At 72.7% G+C, this 15,641-nt stretch carries 18 protein-coding genes; 9 read left to right on the top strand and 9 right to left on the bottom strand.

Features of this window, described 5'->3' with window-relative positions; all coding sequences use genetic code 11:
- Positions 1-347 precede the first annotated feature (347 nt).
- From C1I92_RS23820 to C1I92_RS23795, 6 genes are read left to right on the top strand one after another with little or no spacing between them, the layout of a single operon-like run.
- Positions 348-650 (top strand): urease subunit gamma, encoded by a 303-nt coding sequence (locus C1I92_RS23820; RefSeq protein WP_111257137.1) that lies wholly within the window; start codon positions 348-350, stop codon positions 648-650.
- A 10-nt stretch (positions 651-660) separates the two neighbouring features.
- On the top strand, positions 661-996 hold the full coding sequence (gene ureB / locus C1I92_RS23815; RefSeq protein WP_111257136.1) for an urease subunit beta: 336 nt from the start codon (positions 661-663) through the stop codon (positions 994-996).
- Entirely contained in the window at positions 989-2,695 is a 1,707-nt protein-coding gene (locus C1I92_RS23810) for an urease subunit alpha (RefSeq protein ID WP_111257135.1), read from the top strand. The genes ureB and C1I92_RS23810 overlap by 8 nt, the downstream gene beginning before the upstream one ends.
- Before the next feature lie 13 nt (positions 2,696-2,708).
- Complete coding sequence (locus tag C1I92_RS23805) at positions 2,709-3,386, top strand: urease accessory protein UreF (RefSeq protein WP_111257134.1); 678 nt, start codon at positions 2,709-2,711, stop codon at positions 3,384-3,386.
- On the top strand, positions 3,379-4,098 hold the full coding sequence (ureG, locus tag C1I92_RS23800; protein ID WP_111257133.1) for an urease accessory protein UreG: 720 nt from the start codon (positions 3,379-3,381) through the stop codon (positions 4,096-4,098). Before C1I92_RS23805 ends, ureG begins: the two co-directional genes overlap by 8 nt.
- Positions 4,070-4,843 (top strand): urease accessory protein UreD, encoded by a 774-nt coding sequence (locus C1I92_RS23795; protein WP_146605262.1) that lies wholly within the window; start codon positions 4,070-4,072, stop codon positions 4,841-4,843. The genes ureG and C1I92_RS23795 overlap by 29 nt, the downstream gene beginning before the upstream one ends.
- Before the next feature lie 68 nt (positions 4,844-4,911).
- On the opposite strand, the gene C1I92_RS23790 is transcribed toward C1I92_RS23795, so the two are convergent.
- From C1I92_RS23790 to glnT, 7 genes are read right to left on the bottom strand one after another with little or no spacing between them, the layout of a single operon-like run.
- Positions 4,912-5,133 (bottom strand): helix-turn-helix domain-containing protein, encoded by a 222-nt coding sequence (locus C1I92_RS23790; RefSeq protein WP_111257131.1) that lies wholly within the window; start codon positions 5,131-5,133, stop codon positions 4,912-4,914.
- The gene (locus tag C1I92_RS23785) at positions 5,111-5,752 is read right to left on the bottom strand and encodes a helix-turn-helix domain-containing protein (RefSeq protein ID WP_111257130.1); all 642 of its coding nucleotides are present in this window, start codon (positions 5,750-5,752) and stop codon (positions 5,111-5,113) included. Before C1I92_RS23785 ends, C1I92_RS23790 begins: the two co-directional genes overlap by 23 nt.
- Positions 5,749-6,852, bottom strand: a complete 1,104-nt coding sequence (locus C1I92_RS23780; RefSeq protein WP_199521533.1) for an FAD-dependent oxidoreductase — start codon at positions 6,850-6,852, stop codon at positions 5,749-5,751. Before C1I92_RS23780 ends, C1I92_RS23785 begins: the two co-directional genes overlap by 4 nt.
- Positions 6,853-6,869: 17 nt before the next feature.
- On the bottom strand, positions 6,870-8,171 hold the full coding sequence (locus C1I92_RS23775; RefSeq protein WP_111257129.1) for an FMN-binding glutamate synthase family protein: 1,302 nt from the start codon (positions 8,169-8,171) through the stop codon (positions 6,870-6,872).
- Positions 8,172-8,183: 12 nt separating this feature from the next.
- Positions 8,184-8,879 carry a glutamate synthase gene (locus tag C1I92_RS23770; protein WP_111257128.1) on the bottom strand — a complete coding sequence of 232 codons (696 nt, stop codon included), beginning with the start codon at positions 8,877-8,879 and terminating at the stop codon, positions 8,184-8,186.
- Complete coding sequence (locus C1I92_RS23765) at positions 8,867-9,757, bottom strand: class II glutamine amidotransferase domain-containing protein (RefSeq protein ID WP_111257127.1); 891 nt, start codon at positions 9,755-9,757, stop codon at positions 8,867-8,869. Before C1I92_RS23765 ends, C1I92_RS23770 begins: the two co-directional genes overlap by 13 nt.
- Before the next feature lie 22 nt (positions 9,758-9,779).
- The gene (gene glnT / locus C1I92_RS23760) at positions 9,780-11,132 is read right to left on the bottom strand and encodes a type III glutamate--ammonia ligase (RefSeq protein ID WP_111257126.1); all 1,353 of its coding nucleotides are present in this window, start codon (positions 11,130-11,132) and stop codon (positions 9,780-9,782) included.
- 397 nt (positions 11,133-11,529) lie between these two features.
- Here glnT and C1I92_RS23755 point away from each other — a divergent pair, with 397 nt between their 5' ends.
- The 3 genes from C1I92_RS23755 (at position 11,530) to C1I92_RS23745 (ending at position 14,427) form a co-directional block, all read left to right on the top strand.
- The gene (locus C1I92_RS23755; RefSeq protein WP_158564255.1) at positions 11,530-12,648 is read left to right on the top strand and encodes a glycosyltransferase family 4 protein; all 1,119 of its coding nucleotides are present in this window, start codon (positions 11,530-11,532) and stop codon (positions 12,646-12,648) included.
- A 178-nt stretch (positions 12,649-12,826) separates the two neighbouring features.
- On the top strand, positions 12,827-13,342 hold the full coding sequence (locus tag C1I92_RS23750; RefSeq protein WP_111257124.1) for a DUF5994 family protein: 516 nt from the start codon (positions 12,827-12,829) through the stop codon (positions 13,340-13,342).
- A complete protein-coding gene (locus C1I92_RS23745; RefSeq protein ID WP_199521532.1) occupies positions 13,339-14,427 on the top strand; it encodes a fatty acid desaturase family protein in 1,089 nt (362 codons plus the stop codon). Before C1I92_RS23750 ends, C1I92_RS23745 begins: the two co-directional genes overlap by 4 nt.
- A 291-nt stretch (positions 14,428-14,718) precedes the next feature.
- On the opposite strand, the gene C1I92_RS23740 is transcribed toward C1I92_RS23745, so the two are convergent.
- Together C1I92_RS23740 and C1I92_RS23735 are read right to left on the bottom strand one after the other, a co-directional pair.
- Entirely contained in the window at positions 14,719-15,333 is a 615-nt protein-coding gene (locus C1I92_RS23740) for a methylated-DNA--[protein]-cysteine S-methyltransferase (protein ID WP_111257122.1), read from the bottom strand.
- Positions 15,311-15,641, bottom strand: a 331-nt coding sequence (locus C1I92_RS23735; protein ID WP_233507189.1) for an RNA polymerase sigma factor, incomplete at its 5' end; no start/stop codon positions are given. The genes C1I92_RS23735 and C1I92_RS23740, both read right to left, overlap by 23 nt.

Below are 15,641 nucleotides of genomic sequence, written 5' to 3'. Positions count from 1 at the left end.
GAGTTGATTCCGTTTGGTCACTACTTGAAACCTAGCCTCGCTAACGTGATCGAGCCCGATGACACGGCAACGCGTCCCTCGGTCTCCCTACAGCGGGCCACCGCGAAGGTGGAGCGACGGCCGTGCCGATGATCGAGAGGGTCGTACCGACGTGTTGACACCACCGGACCGCCTGATGACGGGCACCGTCGTTCGCCGTGTTCGGGAGGTTCGCCGCGCGCGTCGAGGAGATCGAACGGGTCACCGGCGAGCTGACCCGGCGCGGCGATCTTTCGGTGCTGCTGATCGAGTAGCAGTTCAGGTTCGCGCTGCGGTACGTGCCGCGCTCACGATCTGAAGGGTCCGCGATGCACCTGACACCAGCCGACACCGAGAAGCTGCTCCTGGCCGTCGCGGGCATGGTAGCCCGGGACCGGCGCGCCCGCGGTGTGCGGCTCAACTACCCCGAGACGGTGGCCCTGCTGTCGTGCTGGGTGCTCGAGGAGGCCCGCGCCGGTGCGACGGTGGTGGACCTGATGGAACGCGGCCGCGAGGTGCTCACCCGCGACGACGTCATGCCAGACGTCGCCGAGATGGTCACCGACGTCCAGGTCGAGGCCACGTTCCCCGACGGACGCAAGCTCGTCACCATCCACTACCCGATCGTCTGAGAGGACCGCCATGATGGCCGTACGCACATCAGGACCAGGGGCGATGCGGGTCGCCGCAGGCAGCATCGTGCTCAACGCCGACCGGAGCGCCGCCGAGCGTGGAACCGTGGTCGTCACCAACACAGGCGACCGGCCGATCCAGATCGGCTCCCACATCCACCTTGCCGAGGTGAACCCGGCGCTCCTGCTCGACCGCGCCGCCGTGGCGGGGTACCGACTCGACATCCCGTCCGGCACGTCCCGCCGGTTCGAGCCGGGCGTGTCGGCCGAGGTGGCGATCGTCGCCCTGCGCGGCCGGCGGCGGGTCCCCGGCATCAGGATCAAGCCGGAGGCCGCCGGTGGTTGAGATCCCGCGGGCCGAGTACGCCGGGCTCTACGGGCCCACCGCCGGCGACCAGCTGCGCCTCGCCGACACCGACCTGTGGGTGGAGGTAGAGCAGGATCTCACGGTCGGCGGTGAAGAGGCAGTTTTCGGCGGCGGCAAGTCGATCCGCGAGTCGATGGCACAGTCGACGGTGTCGAACGGCGACGGCGCCCTGGACACCGTGATCACGAACGCGGTGGTGCTCGACCACTGGGGGGTGGTCCGCGCCGACGTCGGGATCCGCGCCGGCCGGATCGTCGCCCTTGGCCGGGCCGGCAACCCCGACATCGCCGACGGTGTGCACCCGGACCTCGTCATCGGGCCCGGCACCGACGTGATCTCCGGCGAGGGCCGGATCCTCACCGCGGGCGCAATCGACGTCCACACCCATCTGATCTCCCGGTCGCAGCTGGTCGAGGCGCTGGCCACCGGTACGACGACGGTCGGCGGGGGCGGCACCGGCCCGTCGGAGGGCACGAAAGCCACCACAGTCACTCCCGGGCCGTGGCATCTGGCCACCGTTCACCGTGCCCTGGACGACGTGCCCGTCAACCTGCTGCTGATGGGCAAGGGCAACACGGTGAGCGCCGCCGGCCTGGCCGAGCAGGCACTGGCCGGGGCCGCGGCCTACAAGGTGCACGAGGACTGGGGCTCCACCCCGGCCGCGATCGACGCCGCCCTCCGCGCCGCCGACGAGTTCGGCCTGCAGGTGACGCTGCACTCGGACTCGCTGAACGAGGCCGGGTACGTCGAGTCCATGATCGCCGCCATCGCCGGGCGCGGCATCCACGCGTTCCACGCCGAGGGCGCCGGGGGCGGCCATGCGCCGGACATCCTCACCGTCGCCGGACTGCCGCACGTCATCCCAGGCTCGACCAACCCGACGCTGCCGCACACCGTGAACACCGTCGCCGAGCACCTGGACATGCTGATGGTCTGCCATCACCTCAACCCCCGCGTGCCCGAGGACCTGGCCTTTGCCGAGTCCCGGATCCGGGCGACCACGATCGCCGCGGAGGACGTGCTGCACGATCTCGGGGCGATGTCGATCACCTCCTCCGACGCCCAGGCGATGGGCCGGATCGGCGAGGTGATCTGCCGGACCTGGCAGGTGGCGCACGTCATGAAGCACCGGCTCGGCGACCACGCCCACCTGGATGACGGCCCCGCGGACAACGCCCGGGCCCGGCGGTATGTCGCCAAGTACACGATCAACCCGGCGATCGCGCACGGCATCGCACATGAGGTCGGCTCGGTCGAGGTGGGCAAGCTGGCCGACCTCGTGCTGTGGGACCCGCGGTTCTTCGGGATCAGGCCCCACGTGGTGCTCAAGGGCGGCGCGCTGGTGTGGGGCGCGCTGGGCGACCCGAACGCCTCGATCCCGACGCCCCAGCCGGTACTGATGCGACCAACACTCGTCGCCGACGGCAGCGCGCACGCGGTCAGCTTCGTCGCGCCGGCCGCACTCGACGACGGCCTGGCCGGCCGGCTCGGCCTGCGGCGGCGGCTCGCCGCGGTCACGCCGACCCGCGACGTCGGCAAAGCCCAGATGGTGAACAACTCCGCGCTGCCGCGGATCGAAATCGACCCTGAGACGTTCGCGATCGACGTCGACGGCGAGCGGATCGAACCAGCACCCGCCGACTGGCTACCGCTGGCGCAGCTCTACTCGATGTTCTGACTCGGAGGGTGCCATGCCGCCACATCCCGAGCTGCTGCTGATGCTGCTCGCAGACGCCCGGCTCCCGGCGGCCGGGCATACCCAGTCCGGCACCGCGGAGGCGGCACTCGCCCACGGGCTCGCGGCGGCGGAGCTCCCCGGGTACGTCTCGGCGCGGCTGGCCAGCGTCACCTGTGTGGAAGCCGGCACCGCCGTGGTGGCCCGAGCCGTCCTGCTCCGGAGCGGCGGGACAGCACAACTCGCCGACGTGGCGGCCGCCTGGGCGGCCCGGACGCCGAGCCCGGCCCTGCGCGAGGCCGCTCGCGTGCAGGCGCGGGCGCTGCTGAGGCTGGCCGACCGTCTGTGGCCCGAGGCGGGGGCGTTGCAGGCCGTCCGGGAGTTGATCCGGCCGTGCCGGGCCGTCGTGCTGGGCGCGGTCGCCGCGCACGTCGGGCTCGGTGCAGCCGCACTGGCCCGGCTTGTCGGGTACGACGACGTACAAACCGTCTGCGCGGCCGCGCTCAAGCTCGTCCCGATGGACCCCGCCGTCGTCACCGGCTGGGTCCACGACGCGCTGCCCGACATCGACCAGTTGGCCGCCACCGTCGCCGAGCTGACCGAGCCCGCGTCGATCCCTGCCGTCGGGTCCCCGCAGATCGAGGCCTGGGCACAGGCCCACGCCGCCACCAGCAGGAGGTTGTTCCGTGCTTGAACACGAGGACCATCCAAACCCGCACCCGCACGGCCGTGCGCTGCGCCTCGGCATCTGCGGTCCGGTCGGCACCGGCAAGAGCTCGCTGATCGCACTGCTGTGCCGTGAGCTGGCCGGGCGGCTGGAACTGGCTGTGATCACCAACGACATCTACACCGATGAGGACGCCCGATTCCTGCGGGCGGCCGGCGTGCTCGACGCGGACCGGATCCGCGCGGTGGAGACCGGCGCCTGTCCGCACACCGCGATCCGGGACGACATCACCGCCAACCTGCTCGTCGTGGAGGAGTTGGAGGACGAGTACGGCGACCTCGACGTCGTCCTGCTCGAGTCCGGCGGCGACAATCTGACCGCGACATTCTCGCCCGCGCTCGTCGACGCGCAGGTGTTCGTGCTCGACGTCGCCGGTGGAGGGGACGTCGCCCGCAAGGGCGGCCCCGGCATCGAGCGGGCCGACCTACTGGTGGTCAACAAGACCGACCTCGCGCCGTACGTCGGTGTCGACGTCGCACGCATGCTCGCCGACGCCCGTGCCGCGCGTGGCGGCGGCCCTGTCATCGGCCTGTCCCGCACCGACCGGGCCAGCATCGACGAACTGCTCGCCTGGATCAGCGGCGTGCTGGCCACCCACCGGGCCGGGATGCTGATGCCGGTCGACCCCGGCCCGATGGCCAGGCACCTGCATGCACACGAGCACGCCCACAATCACTAGAAACGCGGCCCGGGTCGCCCGCACCCGGATCCGGGTCAGCCCGGGCTCCGGCAACGAGCGGTGCCGCGTCCGCACGGCGGTGAGCCGCTCCGATCCGGCCGCCGCCGCGCTGCGCCCGGTGCTGGTCCACCACGACGCCACGGTGGCCAGGGTCTCACTCGTGCCAGACGGAGCGCTGCTGGTCGCAGGCGACGGCATCGAGGTCGACGTCACCGTCGACGCGGGAGCCTGGCTGGACCTGATCGAACCGGGCGGCACCGTCGCCTACGACATGCGTGGTGGGCATGCGAGCTGGGACGTGCGAATCCAACTCGGCGCCGGTGCCCGGCTCACCTGGGCGGGCAGGCCGTTCGTCGTCTCTGCCGGCGCCGACGTCGGCCGCAGCACCGTCGCGCAACTGGCCGACGGTGCCTACCTCGCACTGCGGGAGACGGTGGTGCTCGGCCGCGACGGCGAGTGGCCGGGCACGCTGCGGCAGCGCATCACAGTCGAGCGGGACGGCCACCCGGTGCTGGTCGAGGACCTCCCGCTCGGCCCATGGCCGACGTCAGGGCTGATCGGCAAGCATCGCGTGCTGGCCTCGGTGCTATGCATCGGCGCACCCGTCGGCGCGGACGTCGAGAGCATCGGCCGGCTCGACCTCGACGACGGAGGGGTGATGTGGCGACGGCTCGGCGTCCAGGCGCACGAGACGACGCTCGACACGGCGTGGCAGGTCGCGCGTGGGGCTGTTGCCCCGCCGTGAGCGATCAATGGGCGCGGGCGATCCAAGCCACGGTGAGGGACCGGTCGCGCGTGGTACCGGCAGCTTCGTCATCCGGTGCGGGCGGGGACGGCAGCAACCGGGAGGTCGGTGGCGGCGAGCAGTTCCTTGGCCCGGGTGAGCCGAGCGCGCAGGATGAACTCCTTGGGCCTGCAGCCGGCCGCCCGCCGGGTGGCCTCGCGCAGCGCGGCCTCGGTCAGGCCGAGCTGGCGGCATGGGTGGCGACGGTGACCGCCAGGCCGTAGGGCCTCAGCTGTGGTGGAATCCGTCACCCGGGCCGGTGTAGGTGGCGCTCTGGGCGATCGCGAGGAATCGGATCGGCACCTCGAGCAGCTCCTTCGGCCCGTGTGGGCCCTCGCCGTCGATGAGGAGCGAGTCTCCGGGGCCCATCGTGTACTCGTAGGCGCCGTGGCTGTAGACCATGCGGCCCTCGAGCATGTGGAGGAACTCGCTGCCCGGGTGCTGGAACAGCGGGAACGTGTCGGACTTGCGGGTCAGGGTGACCAGCGTCGGCTCCAGCGCGCCGGGGACCCGGCGCAGCGCACCGAGCAGTTGGTACTCGTGGCCGAGACGGGTTCCGCTGCGCACCGTCGTGGCCCCTTGGCCCGCGCGGGTGAAGACGGCGTCGCGCTCGGTGTCGACGCCGCGGAACAGCGACGTGACGGGTATCGCCAGTCCGTCGGCCAGCCGTTGCAGCGAGGTGAGGCTCGCGGACGTCCGAGCCGTCTCGATCTTGGAGATCATGGCCTTGGACAGGCCGGTCCGGGCGGCCAGCTCGCTCGTCGTCAGGCCGGCGTTCTGCCGGTAGTGGCGGACCTGGACGGCGATGATCTCCTCGAGCCGGCCGGTGCCGGGCTCAGGGACCTCCGCGCCCGGCGAGGTGGTGGTCACGGCGGCGAGCCTAACCGCCGGAACCGCCGCGGCGTGTCGAGCCCGGCGACGAGGTCGGTGACGAGCTCACCGAGCAGCGGCGCGAACTTGGCCCCGTGCCCGGAGCAGGCCGACACGACGATCACGTCGCCGAGCCGGTCGACGATGAAGTCGTCGTCGGGGGTGGAGGTATAGAGGCAGGTCGTGGTGGCGTACGGCTCCGGCGGCACGCCGGGCAGGAAGCGCCGGACGTAGTCGACGAGGCGCTGCCGCGCCGCGGGCTCGACGACACCGTCGCGGGTGGTCGCGGTGACCTGCCGGCCGAAGTCGTGTTCGGCGATCTTGAACCCGCCGTGGCCGGCGTCGCGGCCGCCGGGCAGCGCGTAGACGTTGAGCTCGTCCTTGTGCACCCAGACCGGCCAGCCGGCGCCGTCGACGCCGTCGGGGAAGGGGAAGTGGACGACGCTCTGCTGGGTGACCCGCAGGTCGGGCAGCGCCGCGCGCACCGGCGCCAGCTCGGCCGCTCGCGCCAGCTCCGGTAGCCAGGCCCCGGCGCACAGCACCAGTAGTTCGCACTCGACCGGCTCGCCCTCGCCGGACGGTGTGAGCAGCCAGCCGGCGCCGCGCCGCTCCACGCCGGCCAGCCGCCAGCTGGTGCGCACCTGCGCGCCCGCGGCCTGCGCCAGCGAGACCATCGCCGTCACCGCGGACTCGGCGTCGACCACTCCAGCGGCGGGCTGGTACAGGACGTCGGCGGCGAACGCCAGGTGCGGCCAGCGGCCAGCGGCCGCTGACGCCGGCAGCAGCTCGTACTCCAGGCCCGCGCCGTCCAGGGCGACGGCGATCGCGGGCAGGTCGCGGCCGGGGCCGAGATCGAGGCCGCCGGTGGTGCGCAGCAGCTCGGTGCCCGCGGCCCGGGCGAGCTCCCGCCAGCCGGCCAGCGCCCGCACGGTCAGCGCCACGTACTCGGGGTCGGCGTAGGCGTGCCGGAAGATCCGGGCGCTGCCGTGCGAGCTGCCGCCGTCGTGGGCGGGGGTGCGGGCCTCCAGCAGGGCGGTCTCGACCCCGCTCGCGGCCAGCCGCCAGGCCGCCGACGCGCCGGCGAGACCTGCGCCGACCACCGCGCATCGGGCCCGGATCACAGTGCCCCCGGGATCCAGCCGGTCCCGGCCAGCGGGACCCGCGCCATGGCCGCCGCCTCCACCGTCAGGGCCACCAGGTCCTCCGGCTCGAGGTGGTGCAGGTGCGATTTGCCACAGGCCCGGGCGATGGTCTGTGCCTCCATGGTCAGCACCCGCAGGTAGTTCGCGACGCGGCGGCCACCCTCGACCGGGTCAAGCCGGCCGGTCAGCTCCGGGTCCTGCGTGGTGATGCCGGCCGGGTCACGGCCGTCCTGGAAGTCCTCGTAGTAGCCGGGGGCCGAGCCCAGCCGCTCGTAGTCGGCGGCGTACCGGGGATGGTTGTCGCCCAGCGCGATCAGCGCCGCGGTGCCGACGGAGACCGCGTCGGCGCCCAGCGCGATGGCCTTCGCGACGTCGGCGCCGGTCCGGACGCCGCCGGACACCACCAGCTGCACCTCTCGGTGCACGCCGAGCTCCTCGAGGGCGTCGACGGCTGGCCGGATGGCCGCGAGCGTCGGGATGCCGACGTGCTCGATGAACACCTCCTGGGTCGCCGCGGTGCCGCCCTGCATCCCGTCGAGCACGACGGCGTCGGCGCCGGCCTTCACCGCGAGTGCGGTGTCGTAGTACGGCCGGGACGCGCCGATCTTGACGAAGACCGGCGTCCGCCGATCGGTGGCCTCGCGCAGCTCCTCGATCTTGATCGCGAGGTCGTCCGGGCCGGTCCAGTCCGGGTGCCGCGACGGAGACCGCTGGTCGATGCCGGTCGGCAGCGTCCGCATCGCGGCGACCCGGTCGCTGATCTTCTGCCCGAGCAGCATGCCGCCGCCGCCGGGTTTCGCGCCCTGCCCGAGGACCACCTCGATGGCGTCGGCGCGGCGCAGGTCGTCGGGGTTCATGCCGTACCGCGAGGGCAGGTACTGGTAGATCAGCGACGTGGAGTGCTCGCGCTCCTCGGGTGTCATGCCGCCGTCGCCGGTGGTGGTGCTGGTCCCGACGGCGCTGGCGCCGCGGCCGAGCGCCTCCTTCGCCGGCGCCGACAGGGCGCCGAAGCTCATGCCGGCGATGGTGACCGGCACCTCCAGCCGCAGCGGCGTCGCGCCGTGCCGGCCGCCCAGCACCACGTCCGTGCCGCAGCGCTCGCGGTAGCCCTCCAGCGGGTACCGGGACATGCTGGCGCCGAGGAAGAGCAGGTCGTCGAAGTGCGGCAGGGGCCGCTTGGCGCCCCAGCCGCGGATCCGGTAGGCGCCGGTGTCGGCGGCGCGCTGGATCGCGGCGATCGCGTGCCGGTCGAACGTCGCGGACTCGCGCAGCTGCATGGTCGCCCCTTCTCAGTAGGCCGTGTGGTTCGCGGAGTCGAAGTGGTACAGGCGGCGGGCCGAGCCGTACCGGCGGAACGCGGCCGGGTCCTCGTCGCGGCCGGCCCAGGTGAGCAGCCCGGCCAGCTCGGCCAGGTGCTCGCCGAGCATCGGCTTCTCGACGCAGTCGGTGCCCAGCGAGGCGACGGCGCCGCGGACGTAGAGCCGGGCCTCGTAGATCGAGTCGCCCAGCGAGTGGCCGGCGTCGCCGCAGACGACGATGCGGCCGGCCTGCGCCATGAACGCCGACATGTGCCCGACGCTACCGCCGACCACGACGTCGGCCCCGCGCAGCGCGATGCCGCAGCGGGCGCCGGTGTCGCCGTCGACCACCACCAGGCCACCGCAGCCGGAGGCCGCGACGGACTGCGACGCCGAGCCGGTGATCCGGACCGACCCGGACATGATGTTCTCGGCCAGCCCGGTGCCGGCGTTGCCGCGCACGAGCACGTCGGCCCGCTGGTTCATGCCGGCACAGTAGTAGCCGACCGGCCCGTCGATCTGGACCGCCACGGGAGCGTCGACCCCGACGGCGACGTTGTGCGCGCCGGCCGGGTTCACGACCCGCCACCGCGGCGCCGGGTCCGGCGCGTGCAGCGCGGCGTTCAGGTCGCGGACCGGCCGAGCGGCGAGGTCGACGGTCACGGCGGTCGTGGTCACGACGTCCACGTGTAGACCCTCCCGGGCTCGGGCTCGAAGATGCGCGCGGTCTCGACGCCGGGCAGCTCGGCGAGCGCCCGGTACTCCGACGCGACCGCCACCCAGGCGGCGGTCTCGGCGACGACGGCCGGCTTGCAGGCGATCGGGTCGCGCAGCACGGCCAGCGTGCCCGCCGTCGTCACCACGAGCGTGTAGAAGCCGTCGAAGACGCCGACGACCCGTTCCAGCGCCTCGGTCAGGGTGTCGCCGGCGGCCATCCGGTGGCCGATGAACCGGGCCGCCACCTCGGAGTCGTTGTCGCTGTCGAACTCCACGCCGTGCCGGCGCAGCGTCCGCCGCACGGTGGCGTGGTTGGAGAACGAGCCGTTGTGCACCAGGCAGAGGTCGTCGTCGACGGAGAACGGGTGCGACCCGGACGCGACCACCGCGGACTCCGTCGCCATCCGGGTGTGCGCGATGCCCTGGGTGCCGCCCAGCGCGTCGAGGCCGAATGCCTCGGTGAGGTCCGCCGCGAGGCCGACGCCCTTGAGGGTGACGGCGTGCCGGCCGCGGCCGATCCGGGTCGCCTCCGGCACGGCGGTGCGGACGGCGCCGGCCAGCGCCGCCGTCGTCGTCCGGGACCGGACCACCGCCGTCGGGCCGACGTGGCGGACGTCGACCTCCGCGCCGAGCGCCGCGGCGACCGCGTCCGGCCAGTCCGGCCGGCCCGGGTCCAGGACGCTCACATTGCTCCAGCCCGCGGGCAGCAGGCCGGGCTCGTCGTAGACGGCCACCCCGGCCGCGTCCGGGCCGCGGTCGACCAGCCGGCAGGTCATCCCCGCCAGCAGTGCGCCGAGCCGGGGCCGCAGTGCCGGGTCACGCACCTGTAGCGCGGCGATCCCACACATCCGCTCGCTCCTTCCGTGCCCGTCAGTGGGCGGTGAGGTACTGGTCGATCTCCCAGGGGGTGACCGTCTGATGCCACTCGAGGAACTCGGTCTCCTTGACGTCGGCGTAGTAGCGGCCGACGTCGGCGCCGAACGCCGCGTACAACAGCGGGTCGGCGCGCAGCGCCTCGACGGCGTGCAGCAGCGTCGGCGGCAGGGCGACGGCGTCGCCGGACACCACGCCGGGTCCCGACGGCGCGCCCGGGTCGGCGCCGCGCTGCACCCCGTCGAGCCCCGCGACCAGGGCCGCGGCGATGGCCAGGTACGGGTTCGCCGACCCGTCGCCGCCGCGCAGCTCGACCCGGTCGCCGTCGGGGACCCGAACGAAGTGGGTGCGGTCGTTGCCGCCGTAGCCGGCCACCCGCGGCGACCACGTCGCACCCGACGCGCTCGACGTCGCGCCACGGCGCTTGTAGGAGTTCACCGTCGGCGCCAGGAACGCCGTCAGCGCCGGCGCGTGCTCGAGGACGCCGCCGACGAACCCGTACGCCAGCGGCGACAGGCCCAGGCCGCGCTCGTCGGCGGCCGCGGGGAACAGCGGCTCGTCGCCGCGCCAGAGCGACAGGTGCAGGTGCAGCCCGTTGCCGGTGCGGTCGGCGAACGGCTTGGCCATGAAGGTGGCCGTCATGTCCGCCCGCTCGGCCAGCATGTGCACCAGGTAGCGCAGCGTGATGACGCGGTCGGCCGTCGTCAGCGCGTCGGCGTAGGTGAAGTTCTGCTCGAACTGTCCCGCGGCGTCCTCGTGGTCGTTGGCGTAGTTGCCCCACCCCAGCTGGTTCATCGCCCGCGACGTCGCCGTCAGATGGTCGTACATGCGCGTCACGCCACGGGCGTCGTAGCAGGGCCGGGCCGCCGTGTCGCGGTCGTCGGCCGTGCGCAGCGACCCGTCCGGCGATCGGTGGACGAGGAAGTACTCGACCTCGGCGCCGACCTTCGCCTCGTAGCCGGCGGCGGCCAGCCGGGCCACGGCCTGCTTCAGGACGACCCGCGGCGCGTACGGCCACGGCTCGCCGGCCACGTACGGATCGCAGTGCACCATCGCCAGGCCCGGGCGCAGGAACGTCAGGGGCGTGTAGGAACCGGGGTCCGGGGCGACCAGCAGGTCCGGGTCATGCGCCCGCTGCCCGATCGGCCCGGCCGCGAACCCGGCGAACCCCAGCGCACCCGACTCCAGCTCGGCGACCGCCTCGACCGGCACCAGCTTCGCGCACGGCTTGCCGTTCATGTCCACGAACGTCGCCAGCAGGAACTCGATCCGGTCGGCCTCGGCCCGCTCCGCCAGCGACGGCGCCGGGCGTACGGCCGCGCCCGCCTTGCGCTCGGCCACGTCAGTCATCCGACACTCCCATCCGTAACTACAGTAGACGACGTTTCATGTCAGTAGACTGGCGGATGGCCGGCGTTCGTAGGTGACAGCCAGGTAAAACTCGCCTGTCGACGGCCGGGATCGCTCCGGCGAACCGGGCTTCGAGCAGGATGGACCTGCCGCTCGACGGGTGGCCGCGTGCTAGTGTCGAGATCGGCTGTGATCGTTGTTTTATCGAACGTTGCGGGATGCGCCGCTGCCCGGTCGTCGGGTGTTTCAGCGTTGACGTAGATGTCCCCACACGCGCGGTCGGCTTCGCACGGGTCCACCGCCTCGACCCGTCGTCGTGTCCGGGCTCGCAGCTGCGGTCGTCGCCGGCCGCGTCCCCTTACAGCCCGGCACGGACCGACCCCTTGGGTGGTACACGTTGATCTCCTTCATCTGGTCTCCGGGCAATCCGCTGCCCGCCGGCACCGGCGGCTCCGAGAACTACACCGTCGGCCAGGTCCGCGAGCTGAACCGGCGCGGCGTACCAGCACAGGTGGTCACCGTCGGCCTGGGCGCCGCCGACGGCCGCGCCGAGTTCACCGGCATCCCGTTCCTGTCGTTGCCCACGCTGGCCGAGGTCGGCCGGCTCGACGGCACCGTCGTCTTCGTCAACGAACCGCACACCGTGGCGACCAGGTCACCGGCGTTCCTGATCCTGCACAACCCGCCGCCGATCCGCGAGCGGGAGAAGGCGTTCGCCATCGACGGGACCAGGGATCGCGCCCTGATCGCCACCAGCCACTACGCGGCCCAGCTGTGGTCACGGTTCCTGGACGTCGACGTGCAGACCATCAACGTCGTGTATCCGTTCGCCGAGCCCTGCTTCGCCGCGCAGCACCGTCCGGCGAACTCCAGCGGGCGGACCAGGGTGTTGTTCGCCGGCCGACTGAGCCCCGAGAAGGGCATCTACACCCTGCTGTCGACCCTGCACATCGACATCATCGACCAGGACCTCGACCTCGACTTCATGGCGACGACCGCCGGCGCCGACAAGCCGCAGGGCAAGCTCATCGAGCGACTGCTCGACGCGCACCCCCGGATCCGGGTCGTCCCCACCCGCAGGACACCGGCGACGATGGCGGCGCTGATGACCGAGCACGACATCGTCGTGATGCCCTCCAACAGCCAGTACTGGCACGAGACCTTCGGCATCGTCTCGATCGAGGCCCAGCACGCCGGGTGCCGCGTCGTCGCCTCCGACGACGGCGGTCTGCCCGAGACCGACTGCGGGGGTGTCATCCTGGTCAAGCCGGACGACGCCGAGGCGCTCGCCTGGGGGATCCGGACGGCCGTGGCGGCCGGGCCGGTCTCGCTCGCCGCTCGCCGGAACGCCGGCACGATGTTCACCGTCAGGCAGTCGGTGGACGAGCTGCTGAGCGTCTTCGCCAAGCCGCAGCCGATCCCGCCCGCGATTCTCGTCCGTCAGCTCGAAGAGCTGGTCGCCGCGCCATCGGCGGAAGAACCGCGTGTCGTCGCGCCAGGCGGGCCGCGGTCCTGAGGCGACGATCCCGGCCGATGCCTTGGGACCGGGTAGACTCACGGGTGACGGCGTTGGACATGGAGACGTGACGTGGCTCCTGCCGCGCCAGTACGAGGTACGTCGGCTGTAGAGGCCGGAGACGGGCGCGGTCATGCGACTGCCCGAAACAGAGTCAGTTGATTCCGCCGTCAGAGCGGTGTTCAGCCCCATCATTCGCGGTGACGTCAGAGCCGTCGACGGCGCGTGGTGGCCGCGATCCCGCGACCTGGCCGCCGAGTTGCCCGCGCTGCTGGCCGCGCTGTCGAGGCGCGGCCTCGAGGTGGCCCGGGTCGCGTACCACCGGGACTCATGGGACGGCCAGCCCAGCAGTCTCCCCGTGGCCGGCGGGATCGTCCGGCTGGGCTGGTTCCGCACCATCGACCCCCACCTGGTCAGCATCACCGGTCTGGACATCCAGGACCGGCAGGACCTCCTCGTCATCGCGGCGACAAGCGACCCACGGCTCGCGGCACGGGTCTTCGACTGGATCCAGGACGGTCACCACCATCACCGCAGGGCCAGCACGATTCTGACCGCCGCAGAGGCGAGCCTGCAGCCCCCCGCACCCCGCTCGGCGCCGGTCATCGCACGTCCCGACCTGGCCGAGTCCACCTGGGAGTCCGAGGGCGGCTCCCGCCGCCGGGCGCTCCTGAACACCGGGACACTCACATGAACACGACATCGCCGGGCTCCACCATGACACGTACTGAGACCGTGCCGCGCCGGGTGCGGTACGTGAGCACCTACACCGAGCTGTCGCAGCAGGTTCAGGCCGCCGGTCTGCTCCGCCGCCGTTACGGCTACTACTGGTCCAAGATCGTCATCACGATCGCGGTCCTCTCCGGCATCTGGGTGCTCTTCGCCTTCCTCGGCGACAGCTGGTTCCAGCTCATCCTCGCCGGCGGACTGGGGGTCGTGCTCACACAGCTCACCTTCCTGGGCCACGACAGCGCTCACCGGCAGATCTTCACCTCCCATCGCTGGAACGACTGGACCTCCCGGGTCCTGGCGGGGGCGTTCGTCGGGCTCAGCCACGGCTGGTGGATGACCAAGCACAGCCGCCACCACGCCAACCCGAACAAGGAGGGCGCGGACCCCGACATCGGACCCAGCGCCTTCGCCTTCACGCCCGCGATCGCCGCGAAGCGGCGCGGCCTGGCCGCCCGCCTCACCCGCAAGCAGGGCTACTTCTTCCCACTCGCCATGTTCATGGGCCTCGCCCTGCACGTCGCCAGTGTCCAGCGGCTGCTGCACCGGGAGCAGCTCAAACACCGCTGGTGGGAGATCACGTTCATCGCCGCCCGGTTCGGCGGCTACCTCACCGTGCTCCTGCTGGTCCTGCCGCCGGGCAAGGCGGCGGCGTTCTTCGGTGTCCAGATGGCCCTGTTCGGCCTGCTGCTCAGCGGCGCCTTCGCGCCCAACCACCTCGGCATGCCCATCGTCCCGCCCGACATGAAGATCGACTTCCTGCGCCGGCAGGTGCTGATGTCGCGCAACATCCGCGGCGGACGTCTCACCACCTTCGCCATGGGCGGGCTCAACTACCAGATCGAGCACCACTTGTTCCCCAACATGCCCCGCCCCAACCTGCGCAAGGCGCAGGCCCTCGTCCGCGAGCACTGCGCCAAGCACGACGTCCGCTACACCCAGACCAGCTTCGTCTCTGCCTACCGCGTGATCGTTCGCTACCTCAACACCGTCGAACACGCCACGATCGACCCGTTCCGCTGCCCGCTCACCGCCCAGTACCGCACCTGACCGCGTTGGGCTCGCGCGTCCGGCGGACCCGCGCACGGCCCGCTCCACGTCACGTCGGGGCGCGGCCGGCCGCGGGCGGATCGCGCCGGGCGGTCGCGGCCGCGGGTGCAGCGCCCGCTTCAGCCGCTCGATCGGTTCCGGATACGGATACGGATACGGCACCGTCGCGTCCGCGAGCAGCGGCCGCGGCAGCAACGCGCCGCCGTGCTCGTCGAGGTCCGCGGTGAGGGCGGTGGTGAGGGCGGCGGCTCAGTCGCCCGTGCTGACGCGGCTTGCCAGGGTTCGCGGACGTCAGGCGGCCTCCAGTTCCAGCAGGGTCGCCTTGGCCTCGGCGCCGCCGATGTAGCCGCCGACCGTGCCGTCGGCGCGCAGCACGCGGTGGCACGGCACGACGACCGGGAGCGGGTTGGTCGCGCACGCGGTGCCGACGGCGCGGACCGCCTTCGCGTTGCCGACCAGCTCGGCCACCTCGCGGTAGCTGCGGGTCTGCCCGTAGCCGATCTCGGGCAGGTGCCGCTGCACGAGCTGCCGGAACCCGTGCGACAGCGACAGGTCCAGGTCGAGGTCGAACGTCCGCCGCCGGCCGGCGAAGTACTCGTCGAGCTCGCGGGCGGCCCGTTCCAGCCGCCGCGGGGAGCGCAGGATGCGCGGGCTGACCCGGTGCGCCAGCGTGTCGAGCACCCGCTCGTGGCCCTCGCTCGCGTACGCGACGCGGACCAGGCCGCGCGGGGTGGCGGCCAGCAGCAGCTCACCGACCGGCGAGCCGACGGTCGTGTAGGCGACGTCGAGCAGGCCGGCCTCGGCGGCCTCGTGCTCCAGCCGCGTGTGCAGCCCGGCCAGCACGTCCGGGCCGAGCGTCACCGAGAGCCCGCTGACGATCGTGTCAACGCGAAGGCGGTCCGTCATGCCGCTCCTCCTCCGGATAGGTCTTGCGCAGGTTCTTGATGCCGTCGGCGGCGGCTCGTCGCGCCGCCTCGGCGGTGCCGCCGATGATCTCGGCGATCTCGGCGTAGGTCAGCCCGGCCACGTGGTGATAGGCGACGGCCTGACGCTGCTTCGGCGGCAGCCGGGCGACGGCGGCCCACAGCTCCGCCTCGGCGTCGCCGACCAGAGCGTTCCCGACCGGCGTCCCCGGCGTCCCGGGCGCGCCGCCGCTGCCGGCCGGCGCACCCAGCAGGCCGCTCCCGGCCGGCGGACCCGGCCCGCCCGCCGCC

This window comes from Jiangella anatolica (assembly GCF_003236295.1).
In the GTDB taxonomy this organism is placed as follows: Bacteria; Actinomycetota; Actinomycetes; order Jiangellales; family Jiangellaceae; genus Jiangella; species Jiangella anatolica.
The sequence above is the reverse complement of the archived record's forward strand: the minus strand, read 5'-3'. Positions and strand labels throughout refer to the sequence as shown.